The sequence below is a fragment of the Desulfobacter curvatus DSM 3379 genome (assembly GCF_000373985.1).
Lineage (GTDB): Bacteria > Desulfobacterota > Desulfobacteria > Desulfobacterales > Desulfobacteraceae > Desulfobacter > Desulfobacter curvatus.
The window spans coordinates 15,449-27,959 of sequence record NZ_KB893024.1; the positions used below are offsets into that span (position 1 = coordinate 15,449).

General features: G+C 44.6%; 8 protein-coding genes. 3 read left to right on the forward strand and 5 right to left on the reverse strand.

What is annotated here, in order from left to right; all coding sequences use genetic code 11:
* Positions 1-324: 324 nt before the first annotated feature.
* Both B147_RS33165 and B147_RS0109565 read left to right on the forward strand, forming a co-directional pair.
* Positions 325-456, forward strand: a complete 132-nt coding sequence (locus B147_RS33165) for a hypothetical protein (protein ID WP_281167878.1) — start codon at positions 325-327, stop codon at positions 454-456.
* Positions 457-544: 88 nt separating this feature from the next.
* Positions 545-1,378, forward strand: coding sequence for an IdeS/Mac family cysteine endopeptidase (locus B147_RS0109565; protein WP_020586987.1), 834 nt, complete (start codon positions 545-547; stop codon positions 1,376-1,378).
* A 376-nt stretch (positions 1,379-1,754) separates the two neighbouring features.
* On the opposite strand, the gene B147_RS28000 is transcribed toward B147_RS0109565, so the two are convergent.
* The 5 genes from B147_RS28000 to B147_RS0109595 form a co-directional block, all read right to left on the reverse strand.
* Positions 1,755-3,446 (reverse strand): calcineurin-like phosphoesterase C-terminal domain-containing protein, encoded by a 1,692-nt coding sequence (locus tag B147_RS28000; RefSeq protein ID WP_020586989.1) that lies wholly within the window; start codon positions 3,444-3,446, stop codon positions 1,755-1,757.
* A 228-nt stretch (positions 3,447-3,674) separates the two neighbouring features.
* A complete protein-coding gene (gene hflK, locus B147_RS0109580; RefSeq protein WP_020586990.1) occupies positions 3,675-4,676 on the reverse strand; it encodes an FtsH protease activity modulator HflK in 1,002 nt (333 codons plus the stop codon).
* A complete protein-coding gene (hflC, locus tag B147_RS0109585) occupies positions 4,676-5,599 on the reverse strand; it encodes a protease modulator HflC (RefSeq protein WP_020586991.1) in 924 nt (307 codons plus the stop codon). Before hflC ends, hflK begins: the two co-directional genes overlap by 1 nt.
* Positions 5,599-7,392: a cation efflux transmembrane domain-containing protein gene (locus tag B147_RS0109590; protein WP_020586992.1), complete on the reverse strand. Its 1,794-nt coding sequence runs from the start codon at positions 7,390-7,392 to the stop codon at positions 5,599-5,601. The genes hflC and B147_RS0109590 overlap by 1 nt, the downstream gene beginning before the upstream one ends.
* A gap of 589 nt (positions 7,393-7,981) precedes the next feature.
* A complete protein-coding gene (locus tag B147_RS0109595; RefSeq protein WP_020586993.1) occupies positions 7,982-8,662 on the reverse strand; it encodes a hypothetical protein in 681 nt (226 codons plus the stop codon).
* 1,304 nt (positions 8,663-9,966) lie between these two features.
* Here B147_RS0109595 and priA point away from each other — a divergent pair.
* Entirely contained in the window at positions 9,967-12,396 is a 2,430-nt protein-coding gene (gene priA / locus B147_RS0109610; protein ID WP_020586996.1) for a replication restart helicase PriA, read from the forward strand.
* The last annotated feature ends 115 nt before the right edge of the window (positions 12,397-12,511 follow it).

Sequence of the window (12,511 nt, forward strand, 5' to 3'; positions counted from 1 at the left end):
TAAACCCGGATTTCTTAGTCAAGCTTATTTATGCGGGGTTCTGGGCAATTACCTTGCCTGCAATTTAATGCCAATTTTAATTGAGTCCATTCCCTGGAACAGTTATATTTATTCTTGCGTTTCGTTATCAAGAAGGCTTAACCTTCAACATATTCATGTTATCTGGTTAGATTAGCCAAAGGAAATAATGGACATAAATCTCAGAAATGAACTTGTAGCGATGGCTGATGAAGATCAACGGATCTTGAAAGAACTGCACGATAACGGTGAACTCGGAACTAAAAATATGGCACTCAATTTGACATTATCAAAAACGGGGAGGTCGTGCCTCTTCCCATTGAAAATCCTCAGATTGTTGATAGGTTACGAGAAGAAATTGGTTTAGATTCTTTAGCCGAAAGAACAAAACAAATGCAGAAGATTCAAAATGAAAGGATTAAAAACAGAAAAAAATAATTGTTAGAAAGGATGTCTTCACTTTCAAAGATGTTCCATCTTTGTATTCATTTCTATGTACATTAATTGAAAAGGAGATTCATATGTTATGAAAAGGTTTTATTCGTTGTTGGGACGTTTCAAAAAGATTTTAATGGTTGGTGTTGCCCTGGTTCTGCTCAGCTCGGCCAACGCATTTGCGGCCACATATTTTATTTATGATGACTGGGGCGGAACATGGACGGATGTGGATAAGTCAGGGGCTGACGACTCATCGCTTTGTTGGGCTGCCGCTTCATCAAATGTTCTCAATTATACTGGCTGGGGTGCTGTGGCCGGCAGTTCTGCGGCTGATCTTTTTAGTTATTTTAACAATGCATTCAGTAACGGGGGCAGCCTTGAAAATTATGCTTATGAGTGGTGGTTTTCCGGAACCTATGTTCCCCAGGGGGAAAGTGACTGGGCCCAGGTAGAAGATCCCAGTGCAGGTGCTTTTTATACTGATTTGGACGTTGATGATTATATGAGGGTTGAAGCCGCTGGTGCCGACGGTTTCAGCAATGCATTGTCCTTGATTGACGCGTGGATGGAGGAAGGCTACGGTGTCTCTTTAGGTATATTTAACGCAGATATAGGAGGGCACTCCATCACTGCCTGGGGCTTTGAATATGATGAGTTGGGCAATTATACAGGAATCTATGTTACGGACTCAGATGATAACGGATGGGACTACTATGGCCTCCAGCATTACGCGTTAAGCTTAGTTGAAGGCCTTTGGTATCTTGATGGAAACGGAGGCTATTATAGTGGTGACGCCGATTTCATCAGCGATGTGGTTGGTTTAAAGATTATGACGTCAGCCGTGCCTGTACCGTCATCACTGTTGTTGACTTTTTGTGGGTTGTTGTTTTGTGCAGGTGCAGGCATGAGAAGAAGAATTTAAGCGCTTAAAAGAATATTACGCAAAAAGAGAGATTTTCAGAGTGCACCCTGATCCAAAAAGTCGGGGCCGTTTTGTGGTAATTGTAGGCATCATTCTTGCCGTTGCCTGGCCTGACATGGCACTCGAAATTACCAGATAATTCTGACGATACTGCCTGTTAGAACCAGACTCGGCCCCTCAGCTCAATGGATGGGTCGAATCAAGCCGATTGTTCAAAAAAGCTTTTGATTAACAAATCGTTACACGAGTTTGCTTGGTCCGACTCTATGGCCGGTCAACCAGAAATACAGGCACAAAATGCCGCAACTGTATTTCTGGTTGAAGGCAATATGTTTCAATACTTAGTTCTGTCCGATTATTTTGTTTTGTAATTCAGCTATTCGACTTCAAAAACGAGTGTTTCCCTGAAGACCTTGCCATGGGTGTTTCTGGTGACAACCTCAACACTATGAGCACCTGCTTCCAGGTCGGCGGGAACGTTGCATTGGAATAAATGGGTGGAACGTCCTGCTGTGGTATGGAGCCACTCGCCAAGGTCAACGGCTTCACCGGGTCCGTACTGGGTTCCCATAAAAGTGCCGTCGTCCCAGTTTTTATCAAAAAGAGCAAACCCGGGGACACCGCGGAGAACATACATTTCCAGAGGCAGGGCATAGGGGTCCATCACATCCTCTGAGTATTCTGCAGTAACCACAGTATTCTTATCAAAGATGAAAACAACGTTATCTTCTTTGTTGGCTCCCCAGACGTTTGCCACCAGCTTCACGTTTGAAAGCTGAGCACTTGAAACGATATTCCTGTTTTCAAGATCCGTGATGGTTACGTTTTCGCCGGCAGCTCTGCTGTCATACCATGACTGGAAATCATCTGTCAGGAAGGCAAGGTGAATCTGCTTATCATATGCCTTGGCACCGGCCTTGTAGATATCTTCGTAGTTGTTGCCGTTGAAAGAGAAGACCATGTGGCCACGGGGGACACCGTCCCTCATATAGGATACGGGCACCCCGGTATCATCCAGGTCACCGGACCACCAGCTGCCGCAGGCTGCGCCGACGATAATCTGGTCAAAAGGCGTTTGTTGCCCCCAGCCGTCAAGCTCATCACCGGCTTTAAAGTGTGACAGGGTATGGGTATGCCCGCCCAGTGAGACAACCTTGCGGCCGTCCAGAAGTGCATAAAGCGCTTCACGGTTATCCACCTGATGCTGCTCATTTCCGCGGTCAAGGTCGGATACGATGGGAATATGCATATTCAGGACAATAAGTTTATCCTTGGGAACATAGGCCAGGTCATTGGCTAGCCATTCCATTTCAGCATCGCTGATTTTACCATTATAGCTGCTGGAGCTTTCGCTGGGATACTCAACACTGTCAAGGATGACAAAATGGACATCGCCATAGTTGAAAGAATAATAGCTGGCACCCATGTAGCTTTTCAACGTATCAAAGGAATCTTCATCGCTGGGGGCGTCAAAATCCAGATCATGGTTGCCGGGTACATAATAGACGGGAATACCCATTTGGGACATTACGTCCAGATAACGGGGATAGAGGCTTAAATCATCACCAACGTTATCACCCATGGAAATACAGAAACTTGCCTTTGTACCTTGTACTTCTTTAACCAAAGAATCTCTTAAAAAGTTAATTTCACGGTCATTGTAGACCTGTGTATCACCGGTGATAATGGCCTTGAAAGAAAATTCTTTACCGACTCTGTACAAAGGAAAATTAACCATGTTCGGCAGTAATCCAGTGGGTTCAATCCCCCTGAATCGTTGAATTTCATCCGGAGAACCCGCCGGTTTATGGATATAACTGAACTGCGGCAGGTTATTTTCATCCACAGGTGTCATCCAGCCACTGGGCTTGATGACAAAAACGACCATGTCATCATAGGCAGGTAACTGATATATACCTTTTCTGTCGGTTTGGGTGACTTCCCTGCCATTTGACACACAGACTTTAGGAATTCCACGTTCCCAAGTCTCCTGAATACCATTTTCGTTCCGGTCCCAGAATACTTTACCTGTAACTGTATCCGCTGCTTCGGCTTGATTTGCTAACATACCCAGTAGTAAGCCTACTGAAAGTGCTATTGCTCCTTTTTTCATCAAAATCCCTCCACGATTTTAGTACATTAAAATAACGGCCATGGGCCGACCTGGTCTATCAACGCCCAGACTCAACCCACAACAAACAATGAAAGCTATATCAAGGCAATGTTCATTAAACATTGCCAACAAATTAAAATTTAATTGGGAATCGGATTGCTGAAATTTAGAAGCGGCTTGTAGTTATTTTTTTGTAATAGGTGGGATTAAAAGCGTGTTTATGGGGTCATGCCCATGGTTCTTAACAACACGGATTTCGCCAAGATTTGGATATAAGGTCTTAATGAATTCCAGATAAATTTTCTCAAGATTTGCTTTGGGATTTTCTTTGTATGCTTGATAACGGGAAGAAAATCGTGATGCTTCCCCTTCGGCGGCAAGGACTTTTTTACTTTTATATGAACGGGCGTTCTGAACGATGGCATTGGCCTCTGATCTGGCCGCAGGAACAGCGCGGTTATATTTCCCCTGGGCCTGATTAAGTACTTTTTTCTTTTCCACCTCTGCGTTGATCACTTTATCAAAATACTGCTGCACCTTTTCCGGAGGGATAATTTCCTTGATTTCCAGAAATGTCAGGCGTATGCCGGTGTTAAATTGCGCAAGTTTATTAATCAGCTCCTTTTGGATATCAAACTCAAGCTGTTTTTTCCCAAAGGTTAAAATTTTGTCAATTTCCAAACAGGCTAAATGGTGGACAATCAAGTCGGCTGTGCAACGTTCCATAAAGTAATCAGGGTTGGTTATCCCATAAAGATATTGTACCGGGTCATCAATTGTGTATTTGATGACCAAAGTGATGGCAATAATATTGTTGTCTCCGGTGATACAATAGGGGACCAGTTTGGTTTTCCGGAAAAAGGAACCGGAGGCACCATTGTTTTTTTCTTGATTTTCGAACCCGGAACTAAAATCACTTATAACCAGGGTTTTGACCTCTCTGGTCGGTACAATTGCAATGTTGTCTATGGGCCATGGCAATTTGTAATGCAGGCCGGGCAGGACCCTCGGCTCAACTATTTTGCCAAAACGGGAAAGCACGCCCACCGCATCCCCTTTAATCTGATATATTCCGCTCAGACAATATATGAACAACGCCAGCAGCAAAAGCCATTTTAAATAAATGCTTATCAGCTGCCGGCCTGCTTTTGTCAGAGCCTGTGGTATGGTTCCGTCTTTTTGCATTAATTGTTTCCCAGGGCCTCTTTGGCATCCAACTGCAGATATTTAAACAGTTCGGAATCGGTGGAAAGAATCAGGGTGGTGTCTTTTCCCAGTATGGTGCTGTAGGTTTCAAGAGACTGAAGAAAGTTAAAAAACTCACCGCCTTCCTGGTAAGCCTTGGTGTATATCTCCATGGACTGCTTATCGCCTTCCCCTTTAAGGATAAGGGCTTCTTTCTGGGCTTTTGCTTTTATTTCCCGGGCCTGCTTTTCAGCTTCAATGGATATTTTTTCGGCCGCCTCATATCCTTCTGCCTTTATTTTATCCGCTTCCTTGATGCGTTCTGACCGCATCCGTTCATATACTGAATTGATGACCACTGACGGATAGGCAAGCCGCTGCACGCCGGTACGCTGTATTTTGATACCATATTTTTTGATGCTGTTTTTATTGGCTGTTTCGGTGATTTGTTCCTCAATTTTATCAAGAAGAACGTTCTCGGCATTCGTATTGATGATGTTGTCAATGGTGTAATCGGCCAGAACAATACTCAATTTTGAGTTGACTATATCGCCAAGTTTGAGCACGGCATTGGATGCCTGCCCCATGGCTTGGAAAAACAATAATGGGTCATAAATTTTCCATAATACATAGCAGCTTATTATGATTGGCTTTTTATCGCCAAGCAACAATTGGGTCGGCTGGGTTTCAAACAGATCCGACCGTTTGTTGAACCGATTTACATTTTCAAAAAAACCGGGCAGTTTGATTTGTAATCCTGCATTTTCGATGATACGGACAGGTCTGCCGAACCGGGTGAGTATGACCAGTTCATTTTCAGCCACTGTAAACAGGGAAAAATAACCCACCAGTGCCACCGGAAGCCCGATGCAGATTATCGCAATCCGTAATCTGAATATTTGTGAGATAACTGAAATCTTCATTATGAATCACTTCCTTTAGAATAGCTGCGTGGTACAATAAAATTTTCTATGTACAAGAGGTCTTCGGTAACGCCGCTTTTCGGATCTACAAGTAAGAGTTTTTTTCCGTCAAGTGTTTTGGCTGCGGATTTCAGGTACATTAATTTTTTCATTACTTTTTTCCCCTGTTGAAAGGCTTGATAGCGCAAATGATAATTGGCGGCCTCTCCTTGTGCGGTCTGTTTTTTTTCAATGACATAGCCTTGGGCTTCACTGATTGTCCGTCGTCTCCTGACGCGCTCTCTGGATTGAATGGAAGCACCTTTTCGTTCTGCATAGTTCAGGCTGGTGACCTTGAGTTGGTTGGCGGCAACAACATTTTCAAAGGACTCTGCCAGGTTGATTGGCGGATGCAGATCCCGCAGGCAGAAGGAAACAATTTCCACCCCGATTCCCAGTTCATCACTTTGTTGCTGCAGTTGGCCGCACAATTGCTTGGTCCAAAGGCCCCGCTTGTTTAGAATCAAGTCATAAAAGGCTGTTTTGGAAAACATATGGTTGAGTAATTGCAGGGACAGTGATGACAGCATTTTTTCAGGAACGCCGTTTTCATAGTGGAGATAGTAGCCGTGGTAGTCTTTAACTCTGTAGTGAATGATAATATAGGGTAGAAAAAGGTTATTATCGCCTGAAATAAAGGCTTTATTATCCCCATGCTCCGTATTCCAAATCATGGCTGATTCTTCGGTTGTGCTATTGCCGACGACCAGGGATTGAATGGACTCCGTGTTAAAGATGATTTCACGGTCTATGGGGTAAGGGAACTTAAGGTGCAGTCCGGGACCAATATCATAAGAATTGTTTATTACTGAGCCGAAACGAAACAGCAACGCTTTTTCATTGCTTTTCACTGTGTACAATGCTGTTGAACACCACCATATGACAAGGGCTGCAGTTGCGGCGCAGACTGACCATCGCGCTGTTTTGTGAATACATTTGAAAAAGATATGCAGGAAATTTTTTGATTTGTCGCCCAGGTTTAGCTGGGTTTCCAGGTTGGACCAATGGGTTTTATAGGTCGAAATTCTGCATGCTTTCCAGATTATGGAAGTAAATTTTTGTTCAACACTCATCTTCTGCCGGCCCTTGATAATGGCCTTCATTGAGTTAACCAGCAATTCAAGGGCAAAGGTCAGGATATATAGAGAGATAATAACACCGACCCAGCGGTCCATATTGATTTTGAAGTAATAAAGGATAAGGGAAATACCGGTTATCAGCGAGATTGCCATGTCTGCGCGGTTGTGATGGCTGTCGGCAATCAGTGCAGCGGAATCTTGTGAGTTTCCGACAAATTCTTCAAACCGGGATAAAAAATAAGAACCAAAGGAAAGGCCTACAAAGATAAGGCCTGTTGTCAACGGAGCTGTGACTGCCACTTTGCCGGCAAATATTGCTTTTGCAAAAATTGAAATTGCAGCAACCGTCAGGATCAGACCAATGGTCATGGCTACCTTGAGCTCGGTATTGACGGTACTGATTTTTTGCCATGCCCGGGCTAAAATATTTTTTTTCTTTTCGGTATCAGACGTTTTCTGATCAATGGAAACGCCTGATACCGAAATCGAATCCTTTTTTTTCTGGAGAATAATAGAGATAAAGACCAGCATAGTGGTACCGATGTCTGCAAGACTGTGCCAGGCCTCGGACAGGACACCCAGACTGCCGGAAATCCAGTACAGGAGAAACTTGACTATGGTCAGCAGGCAGATAATGAGAAAGGCAACACCCGCAGCTTTTGATTGTTGGGTCACAGGATCGGCTCCTTATTAAAACGAAGAATCATCAGGTCACCGATTGTAGTGAATCAACCAGAAAAATAAAGATGGGAACAGGGCTTCGATGAAGTTTTAATCAAAAAAAAATATATGTTAGAGACATATTCATCCGGATTTTTTAGTCAAGTTCATTTATACGGGATCTTTGGGCAAGTGCCTGTGGCGACCCAAGATACCAACATTATGGATGTTCAACTGTATCAGCTGAGCCCAAGTTAATAATATATAAAATTTACTGGTGGCGTTTGCGGGCAGATACAATATCTGGTGGTCGGATAATTTCAGAAAAAGAGTTCAATCATACCATCAATGCTCAGTCTCTGAAAAATCGACTTGATAGAAATCGTGTCCTGGGGAATCAATGTTATATTTGTCGCCCCTCAAAAAGGAACTTGTCCCGTAAAGGACCAGCGGGAACATTTGAACAGAAACTTACGGTTATAATGTCTTATTTAATAAGATCAAAACCGTACCTTTTTGCACGGATGTCCCCACTGTCCAGCTTTGTTTTTTACGTAACTTATTGTAGTTACGTTAACGAGAAAGCAAAAAAACTAACCGGACATTACTCTCCACTACGAAAGTAGTCCATTTGGCAATCATTCCAACAGTTACCAAGGCCAGTTATGTCGTCTAAACCTATACCTGGATACATCTGATTGCATCTCTCGATACATTTACCATAATCGTCAGATCGCTGTTTGTCTTTATCATTCTGATATTGGGCATTATTACCCGGTTGCTGCGGATATTGCTGCTGTTGCGGATATTGCTGCTGTTGCGGATATTGCTGCTGCGGATATCCGACCGGAGGCTGCATGCTCTGATATCCTGGCTGCTGCTGTTCGGAATTAAGGATTCTGGCAGCATTTTCAATAATGTAACCGTCGCCAATCTTTTGTCCCAGCGGCATCCATTTATTGGCTATAGCCACGGCTTCGGTATGATTACCCAGGCATTGCTCGGCTTTTGCCCTGGTTATTTCCGATCTGCCAGTCCTTTGGCCGAAGAATATTGTTTCCTTGTCGCTCCGCCCGGAAGATTTAAAAAGATCGTTATACATATTGGACGCCCTTATAAGCATCATTCTCGCATTAGCACAATCACCTCTCTGCAAAAGATCATTACCCTGACCCAGCATGCTATCAGCTTGCTGAATATTGCTCATTTGCTGCGCATTCGATAATATTGCTGATAAGGACAAAGAAATAGCCACTGCAACAAGTATAAGCGTTACTTTTCTCATCTCTCAGACCTCTCTTTTTAGTTTAAATTGATATGAAGGCCTAAAAAACTCTTTTATTGGGGTCTAAGCCTAAAACCCCCGGAATTTCTGTTTTCAGAACAAAAACCATAGCACATCCTCACAAGCGGTACCTCAATATTTTCAACGTGCCGGTTGAGCCATCCAGCAAAAAAATATACCGACACGATACAAAATAAGATCCCGTTTCTTTGGGAATATTCAAAATAAAGCTATTAAAGATTTAGGTAAAATCCGTGGGGAATTTGCCCTAAATGTTTAGTTGAATCCTATATTGACACAACGCCCCAAAAGATCAAGATTGAAACCGTATTTTTTCGTACGAATACCCCCTTTGGTCCAGTGTGGGAGCAACAAATCCGTTTGCAGTTGGCAGGCATGGGATGTTTCCCACAGCAATCGTCCAAGAATTCTTAACAACGCTGCGAATAACACCATTACTGAAAAATTTAGAAAAGAACAGTGAAGATGACAGGTTTACAATGGTTGTACAGCATGGAACCATGAATTTTATCAATGATAAACAAACCCGAACCCTGGGATATAATAGTTGTTTGAGCGCGGTCTTGGTTTTTGATGTTATTGTGGCCACGTAAAAGGATTGGCTATTTATTAACGATTTGAAAAAATAATATATTATGACACGCCCCCCTGGGGTTGATGGGAAAAGGCCTTTTTATAAGCGAAAAACTGGCCAAATGCCCGAATTTTGGTCAAGATCACTGATGAGAATGTGGTCAAATTATTGATGGAGATCCCATAACATGATGATATAATGATGTTAAATTTTTTCGTATTGATTTTCTGGACACGGCAAATAAAAGATTACCTCTCGGCGAAATCAAAAAGCGCGTTGCTATTATTCCGATAAGTTAAGTCTAAAAACCTTATTTAGCTTAGCCATATTGAATACGATATCCATCAATTATTGAGGCCCATCTCAGTTTTTTTCAGTTTGTTTGCAAAGTTAATCAATGATAAGCAGAAATAATTTCAATAGGCGAACCATACTCTACATATTGAACCGGGCTGTTGTCCTTAATTTTTAGGTTTTTTAGGATAGGAATTGAGTGACGGCTATGTCTATGAGTCCGGGATTTTTAGAAACCCTTTTAACCGCAATATGTTGTGTCTGCTTTAAAAAGCCACAAGTCAATTTAATAGAACATAAAATTGACTGACCGGTATTTATGTGGTGTGTAACCCTTGCTGGTAAAAGGGGTTTACTCCTTTTGTTATTGGGGACCGTCACTTGGATATTGAAATTCATAAAGTTATCCTTCACAATGCCCACCATGATTTCCACGGACTACATTGAGGTTGCTGTGACCCTGCCTGTGAACCAGACTTATGTTTACGGGCTTCCCGATAGGTTCCGGGCTGATGCCTGCCCGGGCATGCGTGTTCTGGTGCCCTTTGGACGGCGTCGGATTACCGGCTATATCCTATCTGGAAAAAAGGAGAGCGGGCCATATCAGACCAAAGATATGCTGGATTTGCTGGATGACCATCCCCTGTTTCCCGAATTCGACATTGCTTTTTTTAAATGGGTGGCAGCATATTATATCTATCCTTTAGGGGAAACCATCAAAGCGGCAATACCTGCGGGTCTTTCCTGCATGGATGTCTCTTGCGCCTTTGTCACGGTAAAGGGTGCAAAGGCTCTTGATGCCGGGGACCTGTCCCATGAAGAGGCCAGGGTACTGGGTTTGGCCGCTGAAAAGGACGGAATTTCTTTAAAATCCCTTTCCCGCCGGGACCCTGCAGGGGCTGCTGTTCTGCGCCGGCTTGAAAAAAAAGAGCTGGTGCAGGTCACTGCCATACTTCAAAAGGAGACCGCCGGGATAAAAACCGAAAAATTCATTTCCCTGCCCGGGCAGACGCCGATCCGGCAAATCCGGATGTCGGTCAAACGTCAGAAGATTCTTTCCATTGTCCGGGAGGCTGGTGAAATTTCTTTGACAATCCTTAGGCGGCAAGTCCCCACAGCACCCAATTTGGTCAAACCCCTGGCCCAGGCCGGGTGGCTGAATGTGGTCAGCCGCCGGGTGTTCAGGGGGCCTTTAGGGGACCCGGTAACACCGGATACCCCGCCTGAACTCACCGATGAACAGGCAGCTGTTGTAAAAGAGATTCAGGACCGCGCAGGTCACTTCTTCCCCTGTTTGCTGGTGGGGGTGACAGGCTCCGGTAAGACTGAAGTGTATATGCGCCTGGTTGCCGATGCTGTGGAGAAGGGCAGGGGGGCCATTGTACTGGTGCCGGAAATTGCCTTGATTTCCCAGACCGAAAGGCGTTTCAGGGCAAGGTTTGGCGAGAAAATTGCGGTGATCCACTCCATGCTTTCCCAGGGTGAGCGCCTGGATCAATGGCGGAAAATCAGCCTTGGCAAGGTCAATATCGTTATTGGTGCAAGGTCTGCGATTTTTGCGCCCATCCGGGAGATCGGTATCATTATTGTGGATGAGGAACATGACTACTCCTATAAACAGGAATCGGGCTTGAGGTATAATGCCCGGGATCTTGCCGTGGTCCGGGCGAAAATGCACAACTGTCCTGTGGTGTTAGGGTCTGCCACGCCTTCGGTGCAGTCCTGCCGGAATGTGATGTTGGAAAAATTATTCAAGCTGGAACTGACCCGGCGGGTGAATAACCAGACGCTGCCTGAGATCACCCTGGTGGATATGAAAAAGTACCAGGGAACCTGGGGAACAGACAGTATTATTACCCCGGAGCTTGGCCGGGGCATCCGTGCCTGCCTTGAAAAAGGTAACCAGGCTTTGATCTTTTTAAACCGCCGGGGGTTTTCCACCTTTCCGGTCTGCGCCTCATGCGGCAAGACCCTGGGCTGTCCCCATTGTGATGTGACCATGACCCTCCACAAGGGCGCGGATCATTATAAATGTCATTTGTGCGGTCATATTTTTACCTCTGATATCCGCTGCCCTGACTGCGGCACCGGGAAAATCAGGAATTTCGGGTTTGGCACGGAGAAAATTGAATCCATGCTGAAAACCCTGTTTCCAGATGCCCGGGTGGCCCGGATGGACCAGGATTCCACGGCCAGAAAGGGCAGCACCCTGACCATTTTACGTCAAATCCGCAACCGCACCGTGGATATTATTGTGGGCACCCAGATGCTGGCCAAGGGTCACGATTATCCGGCCATTACCCTGGTGGGGGTGATCTGTGCGGACCTAAGCTTAAGCCTGCCCGATTTTAGGGCAAGTGAACGCACCTTCCAACTGCTGGCACAAGTGGCGGGCCGGGCCGGCCGGGGAGAAGAACCGGGCCAGGTGATCATGCAGACCTTTAACCCGGAACACTTCACCATTAAAGCCGCCCAAAATCAGGATTACCTTGAATTTTTTAACCAGGAAACCCCCTTTAGAAAGGCGTTAATGTATCCCCCGTTTTCCCGGATGATCCAGCTCAAGATTTCAGGAAAAAATGCAGATAAAACAAGGGATCATGCCCGGCTTGCCGCAGATATCCTTGAACAACTCAATACCCTGGAACCCAAAGCCCAGATTTTGGGACCCATTGAAGCGGCTATCCAGAAAATTTCCGCCCGTTATCGATGGCAGATTCTTATCAAGGGCGCTTCATCGGGTAATCTTAGCAGGATGGTGTCCGCCATGGTCCGGGACCCTGCAATTCAAAAGGTTTCGTCTGTGTCCATTGCAGTTGATGTGGATCCCTATTCCATGCTTTAAGTTAAGAATATTCACATTACTTGAAAATAAAAATGTAAAAAAGTAATGAGAATTTATTGACATGGATTGATCGTGTCATACCTTTATCCCGTAAACAATAAACCAACGGAGGTAA

Coding starts and splice junctions, on each gene's coding strand:
- B147_RS28000 (WP_020586989.1), bottom strand. CDS start 3,446: ATGTTAGCAAATCAAGCCGAAGCAGCGGATACAGTTACAGGTAAAGTA.
- B147_RS0109595 (WP_020586993.1), bottom strand. CDS start 8,662: ATGAGAAAAGTAACGCTTATACTTGTTGCAGTGGCTATTTCTTTGTCC.
- hflK (WP_020586990.1), bottom strand. CDS start 4,676: ATGCAAAAAGACGGAACCATACCACAGGCTCTGACAAAAGCAGGCCGG.
- hflC (WP_020586991.1), bottom strand. CDS start 5,599: ATGAAGATTTCAGTTATCTCACAAATATTCAGATTACGGATTGCGATA.
- priA (WP_020586996.1), top strand. CDS start 9,967: ATGCCCACCATGATTTCCACGGACTACATTGAGGTTGCTGTGACCCTG.
- B147_RS0109565 (WP_020586987.1), top strand. CDS start 545: ATGAAAAGGTTTTATTCGTTGTTGGGACGTTTCAAAAAGATTTTAATG.